The organism is Pseudoalteromonas sp. BSi20652, assembly GCF_000239855.1.
Taxonomy (GTDB): domain Bacteria; phylum Pseudomonadota; class Gammaproteobacteria; order Enterobacterales; family Alteromonadaceae; genus Pseudoalteromonas.
Genome location: NZ_BADT01000055.1, coordinates 20,717 through 38,143, shown reverse-complemented (window position 1 = coordinate 38,143; position 17,427 = coordinate 20,717). Strand labels below are relative to the sequence as shown.

General features: G+C 40.9%; 15 protein-coding genes and 1 pseudogene. 7 read left to right on the top strand and 9 right to left on the bottom strand.

The genetic code is table 11. The annotated features are described in order from the left end of the window. Positions 1–1,156 (bottom strand): FAD-dependent monooxygenase (locus P20652_RS17620; RefSeq protein WP_033017201.1); only part of this gene is annotated, 1,156 nt, incomplete at its 3' end. Between the two features lie 244 nt (positions 1,157–1,400). Here P20652_RS17620 and miaB point away from each other — a divergent pair. Genes miaB through lnt form a run of 5 tightly spaced genes read left to right on the top strand, consistent with a single transcriptional unit; the run spans position 1,401 to position 6,859 of the window. Continuing rightward, a complete protein-coding gene (gene miaB / locus P20652_RS13215) occupies positions 1,401–2,849 on the top strand; it encodes a tRNA (N6-isopentenyl adenosine(37)-C2)-methylthiotransferase MiaB (RefSeq protein ID WP_010554713.1) in 1,449 nt (482 codons plus the stop codon). 50 nt (positions 2,850–2,899) lie between these two features. Then, the gene (locus P20652_RS13220; RefSeq protein WP_007585598.1) at positions 2,900–3,958 is read left to right on the top strand and encodes a PhoH family protein; all 1,059 of its coding nucleotides are present in this window, start codon (positions 2,900–2,902) and stop codon (positions 3,956–3,958) included. Between the two features lie 4 nt (positions 3,959–3,962). Next, positions 3,963–4,421, top strand: a complete 459-nt coding sequence (gene ybeY / locus P20652_RS13225; RefSeq protein ID WP_008166915.1) for an rRNA maturation RNase YbeY — start codon at positions 3,963–3,965, stop codon at positions 4,419–4,421. A gap of 22 nt (positions 4,422–4,443) precedes the next feature. Further along, positions 4,444–5,328: a CNNM family magnesium/cobalt transport protein CorC gene (gene corC / locus P20652_RS13230; RefSeq protein WP_008166913.1), complete on the top strand. Its 885-nt coding sequence runs from the start codon at positions 4,444–4,446 to the stop codon at positions 5,326–5,328. Continuing rightward, a complete protein-coding gene (gene lnt, locus P20652_RS13235; RefSeq protein ID WP_008166911.1) occupies positions 5,309–6,859 on the top strand; it encodes an apolipoprotein N-acyltransferase in 1,551 nt (516 codons plus the stop codon). Before corC ends, lnt begins: the two co-directional genes overlap by 20 nt. Before the next feature lie 40 nt (positions 6,860–6,899). On the opposite strand, the pseudogene P20652_RS20745 reads toward lnt, so the two are convergent. From P20652_RS20745 to P20652_RS13255, 4 genes and pseudogenes are all read right to left on the bottom strand, one after another. After that, positions 6,900–7,087: pseudogene (locus tag P20652_RS20745) on the bottom strand (2OG-Fe(II) oxygenase); the annotation flags it as partial. Positions 7,088–7,194: 107 nt separating this feature from the next. Continuing rightward, on the bottom strand, positions 7,195–7,644 hold the full coding sequence (locus P20652_RS13245; RefSeq protein ID WP_008166907.1) for a hypothetical protein: 450 nt from the start codon (positions 7,642–7,644) through the stop codon (positions 7,195–7,197). 89 nt (positions 7,645–7,733) lie between these two features. Further along, positions 7,734–8,582 (bottom strand): alpha/beta hydrolase, encoded by an 849-nt coding sequence (locus P20652_RS13250; protein ID WP_008166905.1) that lies wholly within the window; start codon positions 8,580–8,582, stop codon positions 7,734–7,736. A gap of 29 nt (positions 8,583–8,611) precedes the next feature. Next, positions 8,612–9,622 carry an RDD family protein gene (locus P20652_RS13255; protein ID WP_008166903.1) on the bottom strand — a complete coding sequence of 337 codons (1,011 nt, stop codon included), beginning with the start codon at positions 9,620–9,622 and terminating at the stop codon, positions 8,612–8,614. A gap of 427 nt (positions 9,623–10,049) precedes the next feature. On the opposite strand from P20652_RS13255, the gene P20652_RS13260 reads away from it, so the two are divergent. Next, positions 10,050–10,574, top strand: coding sequence for a CIA30 family protein (locus tag P20652_RS13260; RefSeq protein WP_008166900.1), 525 nt, complete (start codon positions 10,050–10,052; stop codon positions 10,572–10,574). A 347-nt stretch (positions 10,575–10,921) separates the two neighbouring features. Here P20652_RS13260 and P20652_RS13265 read toward each other — a convergent pair whose 3' ends face one another. The 4 genes from P20652_RS13265 to P20652_RS13280 form a co-directional block, all read right to left on the bottom strand. Further along, entirely contained in the window at positions 10,922–11,176 is a 255-nt protein-coding gene (locus P20652_RS13265; protein WP_008166898.1) for a hypothetical protein, read from the bottom strand. Between the two features lie 25 nt (positions 11,177–11,201). After that, the gene (locus P20652_RS13270) at positions 11,202–11,678 is read right to left on the bottom strand and encodes an FKBP-type peptidyl-prolyl cis-trans isomerase (protein ID WP_008166896.1); all 477 of its coding nucleotides are present in this window, start codon (positions 11,676–11,678) and stop codon (positions 11,202–11,204) included. A gap of 2 nt (positions 11,679–11,680) precedes the next feature. After that, positions 11,681–14,104 (bottom strand): Lon protease family protein, encoded by a 2,424-nt coding sequence (locus P20652_RS13275; RefSeq protein WP_237707097.1) that lies wholly within the window; start codon positions 14,102–14,104, stop codon positions 11,681–11,683. Positions 14,105–14,182: 78 nt separating this feature from the next. Next, positions 14,183–14,641 (bottom strand): hypothetical protein, encoded by a 459-nt coding sequence (locus tag P20652_RS13280; protein ID WP_008166892.1) that lies wholly within the window; start codon positions 14,639–14,641, stop codon positions 14,183–14,185. Between the two features lie 196 nt (positions 14,642–14,837). Between P20652_RS13280 and leuS the strand changes: the two genes are divergently transcribed. Further along, a complete protein-coding gene (leuS, locus tag P20652_RS13285; protein WP_008166890.1) occupies positions 14,838–17,426 on the top strand; it encodes a leucine--tRNA ligase in 2,589 nt (862 codons plus the stop codon). Position 17,427 lies beyond the last annotated feature (1 nt).

Here is a 17,427-nt window from a genome sequence, read left to right as displayed (position 1 = left end):
ATACTTTAAACCTAGTTTTTATTGGCCCGGTATTATTAGCCATTTTTAAAAACTGGCTACGTGCCCATTTAAGTGGCGTAATTTGATTAGAAAATCCAAAGTAACACGCATCCATCATGCTCATCATTAGTAAATTAGCCTTACGGCGAGCTCGCTCGTATTCTTTAAGCGTTAGCGGGCACCCGATATCCCCTGCTTCGTTTAAAACCTCAGCAAGTGCCACTACGTCCTGAAAACCCAAATTAACGCCCTGCCCTGCAAGTGGGTTAATTGTATGTGCCGCATCGCCTACTAAAACCAAGCGCCCTTGCGAATAATTATTAGCGTGTTGGCGAGTAAGCGGAAACACTGCATGGGTTTGTACTTCAAAGTCTCCAGCAAGTTCTGGGAATTTATTAAGTATGTGCGTTTTTAACTGAGTTGGGCTTAGCCCTTTAAATGCTTGCAATGTATTTGCATCGTCGTACCAAATTAAATTAGCGTACGGTGCCTGCATTGGTAAAAATGCTAACGGCCCACTTGGTGTAAACTGTTGCCATGTTTTAATTTGTTGCGGTGCATCGAGTTTAATTAATACCCCCATGCAATGCTGTTGGTACTGCCAACCCGTAATACCAATATTCGCCTTATCGCGCAGCTGCGATTGCCCACCATCGGCGGCAATTACTAAATCAGCTGTATAGGTTTGATCTCCATACACAAGCGTAATTAAATCACTCGTTTGCTCTATTTTAGTTACCGGCAATGATTGCTCAATAACATCAATCTTATAATGCTCAAATTGCTGCCACAAACTGGCTTGAATTAAACTATTTTCAATTAAGTGACCTAAATGCGTGGTATTTATATCAGCGCAGTCAAACAATAAATTATCACCACCGCGCTCAAATGCCTCTAATTGCTGATAAGGCGCTATGCGGTTTTGCCTTAAAAGTGGCATTGCCCCTAATTCATCTAGTAAATTTTCTGAAAAACGATTAATAGCAGACACTCTAATATCCACCTTATCGCTACTAAGAATGTGCGATGGGTCTATTAGGTGTTTTTCGATTATGCGCACGCCAAAGCCTTGCTGAGCCAGCTTTATCGCCATAGCCGCGCCAACCATGCCCCCGCCAACCACTATCACATTATTTTTGGTCATGTTTTTCATCATTTTATTATTACTTGAGTCTGTTTTGATTGTATCAAAATTAATTTGTTTTATACCAGAGGATATCCCTAACAGCACATTAAACTCGTCCTGTATTGATTTGAGATCACAAACATGAAAACTATACTTGGATCTGGACGGGTATCCAGCTAAAATACGCCTCCTTTAAGTGAGCATGCTTGCTCCTTAATCCTGTTTCTAGCACATTTTTGTGCCACTATCGAATTGAACACGAGGCAATATTTCAATGAGCAAAAAGCTGCATATTAAAACCTGGGGTTGTCAGATGAACGAATACGACTCTCAGAAAATGGCTGAACTTTTAGATGCCACCAACGGCTACCAGCTAACTGATGATGCAACAGATGCCGACGTAATCTTACTTAACACCTGTTCAATTCGTGAAAAAGCACAAGAAAAAGTATTTCACCAGTTAGGTCGTTGGAAGTTGTTAAAAGACGACAAGCCAGACTTAATAATTGGTGTAGGTGGTTGTGTTGCCTCACAAGAAGGTGACTCTATTCGCCAACGTGCGCCATTTGTAGATGTTATTTTTGGCCCGCAAACGCTACACCGTTTACCAGAAATGATTAAACAAGTGCAAGGCAACAAAGGCTCATCGGTTGTTGATATTTCATTCCCAGAGATTGAAAAGTTTGACCGCCTACCAGAGCCAAAAGCGGATGGCCCATCTGCATTTGTATCAATTATGGAAGGCTGTTCTAAATACTGTACTTTTTGTGTTGTACCGTATACTCGCGGTGAAGAAGTTAGCCGCCCAGTAGATGACGTATTACTGGAAATTGCACAGCTTGCTGAGCAAAACGTACGTGAAGTAAACCTACTAGGCCAAAACGTAAACGCATACCGCGGGGACACGCACGATGGCGAAATATGTTATTTCTCAGATTTAATTCGTCTTATTGCTGCTATTGATGGTATTGACCGTATTCGTTACACCACATCGCATCCGGTAGAATTTACCCCAGACATCATTGACGTTTACGCCGATGTACCAGAGCTTGTAGATCACTTACACCTACCAGTACAAAGTGGTTCAGACCGTATATTAAACCTAATGAAGCGTGGCCATACGGCAATTGAATACAAATCGACAATTCGTAAGTTACGTAAAATTCGTCCTAACTTAAGCATGTCGTCAGATTTCATTATTGGTTTCCCAGGCGAAAGTAAAGAAGACTTTGAAGCAACCATGAAGCTTATTAGCGACATTGGTTTTGATATGAGCTTTAGCTTTATTTACAGTGCCCGCCCAGGTACGCCAGCGGCAGATTTGCCAGATGACGTAACAGAGCAAGAGAAAAAAGAACGCTTATACTTACTACAAAACCGTATTACACAAATGGCGCAGCAAATTAGCCGTCAAATGTTCGATACAGAGCAACGTATACTTGTTGAAGGTCCTTCTAAAAAGAACCCAATGGAATTACGTGGCCGTACCGAAAATAACCGCGTAGTAAATTTTGTTGGCCCGCACACAGTGATCGGACAGTTTGTTGACGTACGTATTACCGAAGCACTACCTAACTCTTTACGTGGTGACTTAATTCGTACAGAATCAGAAATGAACTTACGACGTGAAATCGCGCCTTCAGCTATTTTAACTAAAGCTGCAGCTGCAGAGCCAAAACCAGACACTGTTAACGAAATTGGCGTAGCTACTTTCGTTCCTTAGTCACACTATTAGCGCCAGTTAACGCTGGCGCAGTACTATAGGAAGCAATTTTGAGTAATCAGTTAAAAACATTAGAGATTTATTTAGAACCTGCCGATAACAAACGCCTTTCTTCTTTATGTGGCCCGTTTGACGAAAATATCAAACAAATTGAACGTCACCTGGCTGTTGAAATAATTCACCGTGACAACTTTTTTAAAGTAACCGGTAAACTACACAACTGCGCTGGCGCTGTAGAAATCTTAAAAAACCTTTATGTTGATACTCAGCCAGTGCGTGGTGTTTTAGGCGAAATAGAACCCGAAGCCGTTCATCTAGCTATTACCGAATCAAAAGCCCTAGAGCAAGACGCATCAAGCAGCGCTTACGGCAAAGAAATGGTGATTAAAACGCGCCGTGGTGTTATTAAACCACGTAACGACAACCAAGGTGTTTATGTGGCTAATATTTTAAACCACGACATAACCTTTGGTATAGGTCCTGCTGGTACGGGTAAAACCTACCTTGCAGTTGCTGCCGCCGTTGACGCCCTTGAGCGCCAAGAAATACGCCGCATATTATTAACGCGCCCTGCTGTAGAAGCTGGCGAAAAACTTGGTTTTTTACCCGGTGATTTAAGTCAAAAAATAGACCCATACTTGCGCCCTCTTTACGACGCGCTTTTTGAAATGCTAGGTTTTGAAAAAGTAGAAAAGCTCATCGAAAAAAATATCATCGAAGTCGCACCGCTTGCTTACATGCGCGGACGTACTTTAAACGATGCCTTTATTATTTTAGATGAAAGCCAAAATACCACCGCTGAGCAAATGAAAATGTTTTTAACCCGTATAGGGTTTAACTCAAAAGCGGTTATTACAGGCGATATAACACAGGTTGATTTACCTCGTGGCACACGCTCAGGCCTTCGCCATGCAATGGAAGTACTTGATGGCGTAAACGAAATTAGCTTTAACTACTTTAAAGCCCAAGACGTAGTACGCCACCCTGTTGTAGCACGCATAGTTGAAGCCTATGAGCGTAACGACGAAAGCGAGCGACTTAAGCGCATTGAAAAGCAAAATGCAAAAGACGCACTCGCTGCTCTTCAACAGCCTACTACTAAAGAGTAATACTTTGACAACCGAACTTGATTTACAAATAGCCTGTGAGTTTGACAACCTCCCAAGCGAAGAGCAATTTGCACTGTGGGCCGACAAAGCCCTTAGCCAATACCGTGATGAGTCCGAACTCAGTATCGTTATTAGCGACGAAGCGCAATCGCAACAGCTAAATAACGACTATCGCGGTAAAAATAAACCGACCAACGTACTGTCGTTCGAATTTGAAGCACCACCAGGCATAGATATTCCCTTGGTTGGTGATTTAATTATTTGCCCAGCCATTGTATTAGCTGAAGCAATTGAGCAAGAGAAGTCATTTCATGACCATTTTGCCCACATGGTTATTCACGGATGCTTGCATTTGCTTGGATTTGACCATATAAAGAGTGAAGACGCTTTGCAAATGGAAAGCATCGAAAAGCAAATACTTGCAGAGCTAAACATAGCAGACCCATACCGGGACGATATTTAAATTAACGGAGCAATTAGACGCAATGAGCGACGGTAACTCGCAATCTAGCCAGGGTTCTTCTGGCAAAACGTGGTTGGGCAGAATAGCCCAAATGTTGCAAGGGGAACCCCAGAATAGAGAAGAGCTGGTCGAAGTTATTGCCGATGCGCAAGAACGAGACGTAATCGATCCAGAAACAAAAGAGATGATAGAAGGTGTGCTTGGCGTGTCTGAGCTTAAAGTGCGAGACATAATGGTTCCGCGCTCACAAATGATCACTCTTGAGATCGACAGCCCGCTTGAAGAACTAATTCCAATGATGGTTGACTCAACTCACTCACGTTTTCCAGTGGTGATTGAAGACAAAGATCATGTAGAAGGTTTTTTACTCGCTAAAGATTTATTGCCACTGATCTTAAATAAAGACGAGCATTTACCATCAATACGCGATTATTTACGCCCAGCAATGGTAGTACCTGAAAGCAAACGTGTTGATACATTGCTAAACGAATTCCGTCAGCAACGCTACCATATGGCTGTAGTTATTGACGAATACGGCGGCGTATCGGGCTTGGTAACGATTGAAGATATTCTTGAAATAATTGTTGGCGAAATCGAAGATGAGCACGACGAAGAAGAAGAACATCAAGATATTCGTCAACTTGCTAAACATGTCCACGTAGTGCAAGCACTCACACCTGTAGATGACTTTAACGAGCATTTTAAAACAGGCTACAGCACAGACGAAGCCGATACTATTGGCGGAACTGTACTGCACGCATTTGGCCATATGCCAAGCCGTGGTGAAACGATTGACATAGATGGTTACCAATTTAAAGTAACCAACGCCGACAATCGTCGTATTTTGCAACTGCAAGTCACCGTTCCTAAGGCTGATGATAACGACAGTGAAGAAACTGCTAACTAGGCTTACCGTATTAGCAAAAGATAAAAAAGCATGGCTCGCACTCGTTGCGGGCCTTGTTTTAACTTTTGGCTATGCCCCCTTTGAAATTTGGCCCATCGTATTTATCAGCCTTGCAGCCATAATTTTTTGCATTAATCCCAATAATACCGGTAAAGCACACGCAAAAACCGCTGCTAAATATGGCTTTATATTTGGCCTAGGCTGGTTTGGTGCAGGTATAAGCTGGGTACATGTTTCTATTGCCACCTTTGGCGGTATGCCGCTTATAGCGTCGCTCTCGTTAATGGCTTTTTTGTGCGCCTACTTAGCATTATTTCCCGCACTTGCCTTTTGGGCAACTACACGCTTTGCCACTGGTCCTAAAAGCTTTGGCGCATTGCTTATTGCCTGCTTTGCAATTAGCGAGTATTTACGTGGCACCGTACTTACCGGTTTCCCGTGGTTAAGTTTTGGCTATACACAAACCGACGGACCTTTAAGGTTGCTTGCCCCTTATATTGGCGAGTTTGGCTTAACACTTACCTGTGTCGCTATTGGCTTTGCACTATATAGACTTACCCAAAAAGATTTTAAAACCCCAGCGGTTACTGCTACAGCTGTTGCGCTTATTTTTACAGGTGCAAACACCACAGGTAGTATTCATTACACAGATAAAAACATGTCAGTATTGCTCGTACAAGGGAACATACAGCAACACCTGCGCTTTGAGCCAAGTGAGTTTTGGACCACAATGAGCAAATACCAAGACATGACACGCCCACATTGGGATGCCGACTTAATAGTATGGCCAGAAGCCGCAGTGCCTGAAATAGAAATGCTTGCTGATTCCTACCTAGCCAATTTAGACAGTGCAGCCTCGTTTAATCAAACCGCCCTTGTAACGGGTATTGTTGACTATCAGCGAGACACCAAAAATATATTCAACACGCTTATTGTGGTCGGTAATAAAGAACGCGGCGACGAGCACGGGCATTATCATTACCTTGATAAAAACCGCTATCAAAAACACCAGCTATTACCTATTGGCGAATTTGTACCGTTTCAAGACTTTTTGCGCCCTATTGCCCCATTATTCGATTTACCTATGTCATCGTTTACCCGTGGCGACAAAGTGCAAAACAACTTACGCGCCAATGGCTATAACTTACTCCCCGCTATTTGCTACGAAATTGTTTTTGCCGACTTAGTACGCGGTAATTACAAAAGCGACTCCGATCTACTCTTTACTGTAAGTAACGATGCCTGGTTTGGAGACTCCATTGGGCCTTTGCAACACATGCAAATAGCCCGTATGCGCGCGCTCGAACTTCAACGCCCACTGGTACGTGTTACCAACAATGGGGTAAGCGCTGTATATGACCCAATAAGCCACACACAACAAACCATGCCACAGTTTGAAGCCGCTGTATTAAAAGCCGATGTAAAACTTATTCAAGGCGACAGTGTGTACAGCCAATACGGCAATGTGTTTGTATGGGGATTTGTGTTGTTGATGGGTCTTGGTGGTTTTGGGGTTAGGTTTAGAAAGTGAATTAAAATTTATAGCTGTCGGTGGACAGCTATTTAAAAAAGGTGTTTATTGTTGGGTTTTCACAAATAAACTCACCACCTTTAACGGCATACCTCAATACAATATTGAGATTGAGCCTATAATGCCAACCGACTTTAACTTTATCGGTATGCGACTTTATTTCACTTACCTGGGGGAGTTTAATTAAGTATCAAATTTAAATGGGGTTAGCATACAGCATAGTAACATTTTATCGTAACCCGACTATTGGCGTCCTCGCTCCCAACTAAATAACTTTTTAGCCATAAATACTCGTTATGCTTTTTGCTTTCTATGGGGGTAGTTTACAACAACTATCAAAACCACTTAAACTTTAGCTTTGCTGAGTGTACTCTGCTCACCTGTGGCCTCAGTAGATTACAATGAATATCAATATAGCTACTTTTATTTGGTTCTATAAAAATGTCATCGCTTTTACCTAAACAATTACCAACAAACTTTCCGTTTTTATCGAATGTAGATGCTATAACACCACCTGCATATATGCTTTCATTGGTGATATTTTTTAACTCGGCAGTTATTCTTACTCGCCCATTTTCTTTAAAAACGTCAGAAAGGGTAAGTTTATAATCACTACTTAAGTCGTCAGTGCCTTCCAATGCTTTATTTGATACCTGCTCTTTAAAGCCACTATCAACTTCTGAGGCTATTGTTAGCGCGTACACACTGATACCACCGAGTGTTGCTATTACAAACCCTATTCCCCAAAAAAAGCCCTTTATAGCCTCATTAAAATTATTACTCATTTAATTCCCTTTTAATTTTTCACTACTAAATTTCGTTAACAATATACCCAAAATCACTACTTTCACTAACCTAGTATATAAATTAAAATTTATTTTTGTAATAAGCTTTTTAAACCATAATACCAACTAAGCGCTGCCACCGTGCCATGAGCTTCTTCTTCAAAGTAACGTTGATTTATATATAAACTGTTACTCGGGTGCGCTTTTAGTTTTTTAGCAAGCTCTAAGCCCCATTTATAATTAGCCTCTCCAATTTCACCAAAAGCTGCATTATTAGCAAAAGTAAAATATACATTGCCTTTAAGCTGCTTATTTATAAGTTGTTGTTCGTCAAAATAACGATTGAGATAATTATTATCCCAAAGGTAGGTTGCATCAATAATTAAGTAATCAGTAAATAAAGAGTGATTGGTAAGTAAAACATAACTTGCGAACAAGCCGCCGAAAGATTCCCCAATTAATACCCGCTTATTTGATGTACGGTAATTTTTATTAATGAAGGGAATAAGTTCTTTTTCAAAAAAAGCGGTGTAGTTTGCGGCATTGCCAATGTTTTCAAATTTTTCGAGTAGCTTACCGTTAAAAGTCCAATCGACATTGGTAGGGGTAAAGTCGCGCTCTCTTATCGCATTTTTACTATTAGGAACAGCGACAATAATTGCTTGTTGAATTTGTTTTTCTAGCCGCTCAGTACTGAGTGCTTCAACAAGCCCCGCTAAGGCTTTTAAATGGGTTGGGTCGCCATCAAGTAGGTAAATAACAGGATATACTCGTTCGAGGTTTTGCTTGTAGCTTGGCGGTAAATAAACACTATAACTGCGCTTCTCACCTAAAATAATAGACTTAAGCTGATGTGTTTTTGCTAACACAATATTTTCTGACGCATACGAAGCTGTAATAAAATACAGATAACTAAACGCCATTAATAAAGCTTTCATAATCATCCTTGTAATTAATAAGAGCAAACCTAACTTTTTACAGTCTCTTCTACCGTTTCAACATTTACAACTTGATTCAAGTTGCCTTTAATAACTACTGTGGCTGATATTTTATCTTGAATGGCTTGTCTGTTTGGATCCCAATATATCTGTAAAAACCCTAATAACCCCGTAGCAAAGCCTGCGCCGTAGCCGCCGTAGCGACCAAAACAATCTAATAAACCTAATGGCTCACCGCTTAAGGCAACCACACGAATATTACATACCTTTTTACCCGGTGTTTGGCCGCGCCAAAGTAACGAGAACAACGTAAAGTAAACAGTAGCCCAGCCAAAACCTAGGCCTAGGTCTTGAATAATGCCCTTGCTCCACTGCAAAATACTGTTTGTGGTTGTTTGTGCGGGTTTATCTTCTATTAACTGCGCAAGCTTTAATTCATTATTTTCACCAAACACTAATAATTGTAAAAATGCTTTTGCAAGTTGTGGGTTTTGTAAGTCGTCCATTTCGGCTAATTTGGGTACTTGCCCTATCAAATTATCAAGCGCATTTTGTTGGCAAAGTTGCTCACAGCTTTCGTCGGCTGTTTGCACTAAGTAGGCATTTACCTGCTTTTTTTCTGTGGAGGTAAGCTGAATCTCATCCTGTATTTTTAAGCCTTGAACAGTTAAGCCTTGAACAGGGTCATCGCCTTCTAAGTAATCTATGCCAATTGAAAGCACAGCAAGAGCGCTTACAAATAAAATACTTGCTGCCGTTATTTTTAATATTCTTCGCCACACATTCGACATTTTTGGAAGGTATTGCTGTGCCGTGCCTTTATAAAAGGCCATAGCCGCGACAAATGCTATTAAAGCCGCGCTAAGCTTGGCCGCTAAAAATATCAGTGCAACATCAATAATAATCGCTAGTGCACGGCGAATTGGCGTGGCTAAAGGCAAGCCCAGTAAAGCACTGTCAACTTTAAAGGCGAAGGGGGTAATAACTTCTCTGGTTTCAGAATTCGATAATTCTAATTGTTCTATTTCTGTGGCTTTCATTTATTTTCTTGTTATTAAAATAGGTAACTTGGTTAACTTACGCGTTTTTTATTTTTTGCTCAAGATAATTTAAACTAAGGCGTTTTGATCTTTGGTGGTTGAATTTGCAGCATGTTTGGTATTTAAGCAAGGCTGAGCCTATGTGGTGTGGTTGTTCCCCATAAATAGGCGATAACGCAGCATAAATGCCAAACATGCGCTGCCTTTCGGGTTCTTTCTAGGACGGTTGACTCTTTGTTGCTCGGTTTTTCCTTAGCCCGCTAGGCTACAAACCTCGAGCCGGGATTCAGCAGCTCCTAAATTGAACAAATTTCAATCCACAAAAGTCAACACACCCTAGTACATTATTAAGAAATTAGTTTTACACTAAGTGAACAATTCATGTGCCTGGTCGTATTAATTAGTAATAGCCTTTAGGAGCAAACCAATGACGACTAAACAACTTTCATCTCTTTTTTTATTTAATGCTTTATTGCTAAGCGCAGACGTTAACGCAAACCAGCGCTGGTATGTTGTGAACGATTCAGTAATGGGTGGCGTGTCTAATAGCCAAGTAAGCCATACAAAAGATGCTTTGGTATTTGAAGGTAATGTATCGCTTAAAAATAACGGGGGGTTTGCCTCTATCCGTACTGAGCTCAATACACAAGGCCAAAATGCGACGGCTTTAAATTTGCGTTTAAAAGGCGATGGGCAAACGTATCAACTTAGGCTTAGAACAAGTAACTACCTGGACGGCCCTGCTTACACCCACTCATTTAAAACAGTAAAAAACGAATGGACAGATATCAGCTTTACCCCACGTGATTTTACGTTAACTTTTCGTGGCCGTGTATTGGAGCAGCAACCAGGCATTGATTTTAGTGATATTAGGCAACTTGGTTTTATGATTGCAGGCAAGCAGGAAGGAAAATTTAAACTTGAAGTGAATAAAATTGAGTTTAAAGACTAACCCACCAGCAAACTCTAACATTAAGCAGTATGATCATGAGCGCGAATGGTTGCGCTATCTCCGCTCCACTATTGAGCTTTGCTAGCTAAAAGCAAAAAGTCCCACTTTATTAAAGTAGAGCTCATAGCAATTTTATTAAAAACAGGATCATTTTATCGAATAAGATAGCGCACTCACTGCGTTAAAAATCATTCATAGTCGACTGCATCGAGGCAGGGGTAGTGTAATACAGGGAGCAATTAGTGATAACAAGTATATGCGGTAATTTCGCCTTGTTGTTACGCTATTTTCTTAGCGCTATAATAAATCCCTAATTTAATTCAATTGGTATAAAACTAACTCGTTGCTTACTTAGTGCTTTGTCTATCTTGTGAGAGCGCAATAAGTGCAAGCGCCGCATTTAGGCGAGTATTTAAATTATTACAAATAGTCATTCCAAACACACCGATAATACAAACTATTAAACCCATTTGTAGGTTAACGCTCATCTTTAGTAAAAAAACAGCTGCAACGAGTAAGCACAGCGCTAATGCATAAATAATAGATTGAAAGGTAAAGTTAATATCACCTTTGGCTATTTTAAGTAATTCGTCTTTATTCATAATTTACTTCCTTATTATTTAATCACTAAGACTCAATTGCCAGTAGCTCTACTTCAAAAATAAGTACTGAGGCAGGTGGAATACTGCCTACACGTTTTTCGCCATACGCTAATTGATGCGGTACATAAAACGTGTATTTATCGCCTGGGCTCATCAACTGTAAGCCTTCGGTCCAACCTTTAATCACTTGGTGCAAACCAAAGCTAATCGGTGCTTTACGCTCTACTGAGCTGTCAAACACCGTGCCGTCGATTAGTGTGCCGTGGTAATGCACGTTAACCATACTTTTTGGGGTTGGTGTGTTTTCGTTTTCGCTTTTATGGATTACTTTATACTGCAAGCCAGAAGTTGTCTCTACTACACCTTCTACCTTTGCGTTAGCGGCTAAATAATCTGCACCTATTTGCGCATTTACGCCTGCTTGTTGTTTTGCTTTTTTACTATTTTGAAATATTAAAAAACAAAAAATGGCGATAACTACCGCCAAAATTATATTAATCATCATTAACCTTTTTCGTTGTCTAGCTCTTCATCTTTTTCGTCGTCATCATCGCCATTTACTATGTCGGCAATCTCTTTAAGACGAGCAAGCGCAATACCGTTTACTGAGTTTTCTGGATACTGGTCATCAATAATATCGCCCGCTTCTATATCCATTAGCAAGTTAAGTGCTTGGTCTACGGTTTCTACGGCGTAAATATTAAATTTACCCGCCTCAACCGCATTAAGTATTTCGTCATCAAGTACTAAGTTAACTTGGTTTGACTTAGGAATAATAACGCCTTGCGAACCGGTTAAACCACGCATTTTACACAGTTTAAAAAAGCCTTCTATTTTTTCGTTTACGCCACCAATGGCTTGTACATCACCATGCTGGTTAATAGAGCCTGTAAGCGCAATAGACTGGCTAATAGGTAGGCTTGTAATAGACGATATAAGCGCACAAAGCTCTGCCAAAGATGCGCTATCGCCATCTATGTAACCATAGCTTTGCTCAATGGCAATATTAGCACTAAGGGTTAAGCTAAAGTGTTGCGCATACTTATTACCTAAATAACCAGTAAGTAACATTACCCCTTTTGAGTGAATTGCTTTGCCAAGCTCAGCTTCGCGTTCAACATCTATTACGCCATCGGCGCCAGCATAAACCGTTGCCGTAATACGTGCTGGTGTACCAAATGAGGTATCGCCAATATGTAATACGGTTAAGCCATTTACTTTACCAATGGCTTGGCCGTCGGTTGCAATAAGTGTGTGACCTTCTTTTATATCACTGAGCATATTTTCGCTAATTTGCCCGGTACGGTATTGCTTACCTTCAATAGCTTCGTCAATATGGTGCGCGTCAATAACGGTTAAGCTATCTTGTTTTGCATAGTAGCTTGCCTCGGCAACAAGTTCTAATACATCGGCAAAACGCGCAGAAAGCTTGTTGTGATGCTCCGCTTGGCGGTAACTAAATTTAAGTAAACGCACCATAGCAGCTTGCGTTGCTGTGCATTTTAATGTTTGCTCGCAATACTCATTTACTTTAGTAATAAATTGATACTGTAATTTATCGCTACTTGGTAGGTAATAATCAAAATCGGCAAGCACTCTAAATAGCTCTGCAAATTCTTCGTCGTATTCACCTATGGTGTAGTACAACTCACGCGAACCTAATAAAATAATTTTAACATCGAGCGGTATAAGCTGCGGGCGCAGCGTAAAGCTTGTACCTACTGTGCTGTCTTGATACGGTAAATCGTTTTTAATTTGATGTGTTTTTAACGCGAGTTTTAAACCATCCCACACTTGTGGGTTTGCCATGATTTTTTCAGCGTCCATAATTAAATAACCGCCGTTAGCACGATGCAATGCACCAGGCTGAACTGAACGATAACTCGTAATTAACGTACCTTGCGATGTGGCATATTCAATTTTACCAAATATATTGCCAAACGTTGGGTTAGGTTCGTACACAACAGGCGCAGCATCGTCTTCTTTAAACTCAACTAATATATTAGGCGCAAAAAAATCAGTGAGCATGCCTTTACGATCAAAGTCTTCTTTGTTGTCTTCACTTTCGTCTTCGTCATCTAACCATTCAAGCACGGCATCAATAATTTCAACGCGTATATCTTTTAAGTAGCGCAGTACGCCAATATGCGTGGCATATTTATGTTCTAAGTCTTTTAAAAGTGGCTTAGTTGCTTGCTCTGCAGTCGATTTTTTAAGATTACGGAGCTTTTCTTTCGATTCACGTTTCCAGCGTGGCAGCTCTATTAACGCTTCAATTAATGCATCTTCTAGCTTTTCTATTTTTTCAAAAAACTCGTCGCGTAGAGTCTCTTCAAGTTCGCCAAATTCACTGTCGCTTAATTGTTTGCCATCCACGAGTGGTGCAAACCCTACAGAGCTTTTTTCTTCTACTAGTGCAACGCTTTGTTCAAGGGCGGCTATTTCAACAGCTGTAATTGCACTGTCGTAAGCATCATTAAACTCGCGGTCTATTGATTTTTTCTTACGCTGATACGCCGGGTTATCAAACGCCGCTGGAAATGTATCTAGCACTTCATCTAAAAATGAGTCTATATCGTCAGATAGTTTTTTGCTCTGCCCTGGTTGCATAAACATGGCAATCGGCTCACGATGATCGTCGTAATTATTGACATACAACCATTCATTAGGCGTTGCTCTGTCTTTTGCATGTTGCTTGAGCTTGTCTTTTACAAGGGTAAAACGACCATGTGCAGCCTCCCCCATTACATAAACATTGTAACCAGGGAGGTCCATACCTAATGAAAAGTCGAGCGCACTTTGGGCACGTTGCTGCCCTATAAAAGTAAGTTGCTCTGGGTATGGATTACTCATACACGTGTTTACATGATTAATAGAAATACTCGGCGCGAGTGCAGATACAGATAATGGCAGTAATTTTTTCGTCATTCTAACTTCTTTGTTTACCAGCATATTCACTGGCCTTTAGGCGTATTAAGTGGCATTACGCCACTTAATACTTAATATTTAGGGTTGCAAAGCCTTGCGGCTAAACTGCGTTCCGTCACATTCTATACAAGGTGTTATTTGCGTAGCGTGATAAATGTCGTGTCTATGTTTGCAATTCTTACATACTAATGTGCCAATGGCTATCCATTCGCCCACGTGATACACACCATTTTGCTTAATATCTTGGCTTAAAGATTGCCACTCAAGTTGTGTTTTGTCTTCAACACTCGAAAGCTCAAACCAAAGAGACTCTTTAAGCTCTTGCCATGCAAGTGAATTGTAATATGCTTCATTTTTCACAATATGTTCAATATCGTACTTTAAGTAACTTTTGTAGAGCGCATACCTTTCTTGACTTAAATCTTTAATAGCTTGCTCAGATTCAACAAACCCGATAACAACGTTTTTTACACCATGATCTTTTACATCTTTTAGCCAACTACCAAATTTGCCAAGCCATTCTTTGTAATCAGTCATTTTTTTACTCCATCAAAATTGCTGTTAAATCAATCTGTATTTGCGTATTAGGCTACCCACAGTATAAAAAAGCAGGTTAACCTGCACTGAAAGTTACAATTTAATAAAACCATGTTTTTGACGCTGTGAATAGTGTTTTATTTGGGTTATCCTAACGGCAATTTTTTATTAGTTTGCAAGAAGTCTGGAACCATAGATGCAAGAGCAATATAACCCGCAAGATATAGAGTCAAAAGTACAAAGCTACTGGGAAGAAAACCAGGTATTTAAAGTCACTGAAGATGAGAGTAAAGAAAAGTATTACTGCCTTTCTATGTTTCCTTATCCGAGTGGTCGACTGCATATGGGTCATGTGCGTAACTACACCATTGGTGATGTTGTTTCTCGTTTCCAGCGCCTGCAAGGTAAAAACGTAATGCAACCTATGGGTTGGGATGCGTTTGGTTTACCTGCAGAAAACGCTGCTATTAAAAACAAAACAGCACCAGCTAAGTGGACATACGAAAATATCGATTACATGCGTACACAGCTTAAGCAATTAGGTTTTGGTTATGACTGGGATCGTGAAATTGCGACTTGTCACCCAGAATACTACAAGTGGGAGCAGTGGTTTTTCACTAAGCTTTACGAAAAAGGCCTAGTTTATAAAAAAATGTCGACGGTTAACTGGGATCCAGTGGATCAAACAGTCCTCGCTAACGAGCAAGTTATTGACGGCCGCGGTTGGCGTTCAGGCGCTGTGGTTGAGCAAAAAGAAATTCCACAGTGGTTTATTAAAATTACCGACTACGCACAAGAGCTACTTGACGATTTAGACAAGTTGGAAGATTGGCCAGAGCAAGTTAAAACAATGCAGCGCAACTGGATTGGCCGCTCTGAAGGGTGTGATATTGAATTTAAACGCACCGATAATGACGAAACATTTAGCGTATACACAACTCGTCCAGATACCTTTATGGGTGTTACGTATGTTGCTGTTGCCGGTGGTCACCCGATTGCGCAAGAAGCGGCTGAAAATAGCGACGCTATTGCAATGTTTGTTGAAGAATGCAAAAACACCAAAGTTGCCGAAGCAGACATGGCAACAATGGAGAAAAAAGGCATAGCAACAGGCTTTTACGCAACTCACCCATTAACGGGCGAGCAAGTACCAATTTGGGTCGCTAACTTTGTACTAATGCATTACGGCTCAGGCGCTGTTATGGCGGTACCTGCACACGATCAACGCGATTTTGAATTTGCAACGGCTTACGGCCTTGATATAAAACAAGTCATTGCACCAGTTGAAGGTTCAGATCTTGAAGTAAACCTTGAGCAAGAAGCATTTACTGATAAAGGCGTGCTTGTAAATTCGGGTGAATTTAACGGCCTTGATTTTGAAGCAGGTTTTAAAGCAATTGCAGATAAATTAGAAGCACTAGGCGTTGGTGAGCGTAAAATAAACTTCCGCTTACGTGACTGGGGTGTGAGCCGTCAGCGTTATTGGGGTTCTCCAATACCAATGCTTAGCGACGAAGATGGTAAAGAACTTGCAGCAACAGAAGATATGCTACCCGTTCGCTTACCAGAAGATGTGGTAATGAACGGTGTAACGTCACCACTTAAAGCAGACCCAGAATGGGCTAAAACAACAGTAAATGGCGCACCTGCGTTTCACGAAACTGATACGTTTGACACCTTTATGGAATCGTCTTGGTACTACGCACGCTACTGTAGCCCACGCTACGACGAAGGGATGCTAGATCCAGCGGCAGCTAACTATTGGTTACCAGTAAACCAATACATTGGTGGTATTGAGCATGCAATTTTACATTTATTGTACTCGCGCTTTTTTCACAAGTTATTACGTGACTTTGGTTTAGTCAATTCAGACGAGCCGTTTGATCGCTTACTTTGCCAAGGTATGGTGCTTGCTGAAACATTTTATCGTAAAGATGAAAAAGGCGGCGATATTTGGATTTCGCCAAGCGATGTAAATACCGAAACCGACGAAAAAGGCCGCGTAACTAAAGCATGGCACAAAGTAGACGGTGAGCCGGTATTCTCATCAGGCATGAGCAAAATGTCTAAGTCTAAAAACAACGGTATAGACCCACAACATGTAATTGCCCAATATGGTGCAGATACAGTGCGTTTATTCATGATGTTTACAGCACCACCAGAGCAAACGCTTGAATGGTCAGACTCGGGTGTTGAAGGCGCACATCGCTTCTTAAAACGTGTATGGAAATACGCGGTAGACGTTAAAACAGTCGGTTACCAAGCACTTGATAAATCAGCGCTAACTAACCCGCAAAAAGTACTACGTCGCGACTTACACAAAGCAATTGCTAAAGTGACTGATGATGTTGAACGTCGTCAAACCTTTAACACCGCCATTGCAGCTATTATGGAGCTTTCTAATAAGTTATTAAAAGCACCACTGAGCGACAAACAAGATGTAGCGATTGCTAACGAAGCACTTGAAGCATTAGTTATTATGCTTGCACCTATTACTCCGCATTTATCGCATGAGCTGTGGAAAGAGCTTGATAAAGAAGGCGATATTTTAGATGCTACATGGCCAACAGTTGACGAGTCTGCACTTGTAGAAGATGAAAAATTAATCATCGTACAAGTAAACGGTAAGCTTCGCGCTAAGTTAACAGTGGCAGCAGGTGCAACTCAAGAGCAAGTAGAAGCCCTTGCGTTTGCAGAATCTAACGTCACTAAATTTACTGATGGCTCAACTATTCGTAAAATCATTTACGTACCAGGCAAACTACTTAACGTGGTAGCTAATTAAT

Excerpts from the sequence above, each read along its gene's own strand:
- miaB (WP_010554713.1), top strand. The coding sequence starts at position 1,401 with ATGAGCAAAAAGCTGCATATTAAAACCTGGGGTTGTCAGATGAACGAA.
- corC (WP_008166913.1), top strand. The coding sequence starts at position 4,444 with ATGAGCGACGGTAACTCGCAATCTAGCCAGGGTTCTTCTGGCAAAACG.
- P20652_RS13245 (WP_008166907.1), bottom strand. The coding sequence starts at position 7,644 with ATGAGTAATAATTTTAATGAGGCTATAAAGGGCTTTTTTTGGGGAATA.
- P20652_RS13250 (WP_008166905.1), bottom strand. The coding sequence starts at position 8,582 with ATGAAAGCTTTATTAATGGCGTTTAGTTATCTGTATTTTATTACAGCT.
- P20652_RS13255 (WP_008166903.1), bottom strand. The coding sequence starts at position 9,622 with ATGAAAGCCACAGAAATAGAACAATTAGAATTATCGAATTCTGAAACC.
- P20652_RS13260 (WP_008166900.1), top strand. The coding sequence starts at position 10,050 with ATGACGACTAAACAACTTTCATCTCTTTTTTTATTTAATGCTTTATTG.
- P20652_RS13265 (WP_008166898.1), bottom strand. The coding sequence starts at position 11,176 with ATGAATAAAGACGAATTACTTAAAATAGCCAAAGGTGATATTAACTTT.
- P20652_RS13270 (WP_008166896.1), bottom strand. The coding sequence starts at position 11,678 with ATGATTAATATAATTTTGGCGGTAGTTATCGCCATTTTTTGTTTTTTA.
- P20652_RS13275 (WP_237707097.1), bottom strand. The coding sequence starts at position 14,104 with ATGACGAAAAAATTACTGCCATTATCTGTATCTGCACTCGCGCCGAGT.
- P20652_RS13280 (WP_008166892.1), bottom strand. The coding sequence starts at position 14,641 with ATGACTGATTACAAAGAATGGCTTGGCAAATTTGGTAGTTGGCTAAAA.
- leuS (WP_008166890.1), top strand. The coding sequence starts at position 14,838 with ATGCAAGAGCAATATAACCCGCAAGATATAGAGTCAAAAGTACAAAGC.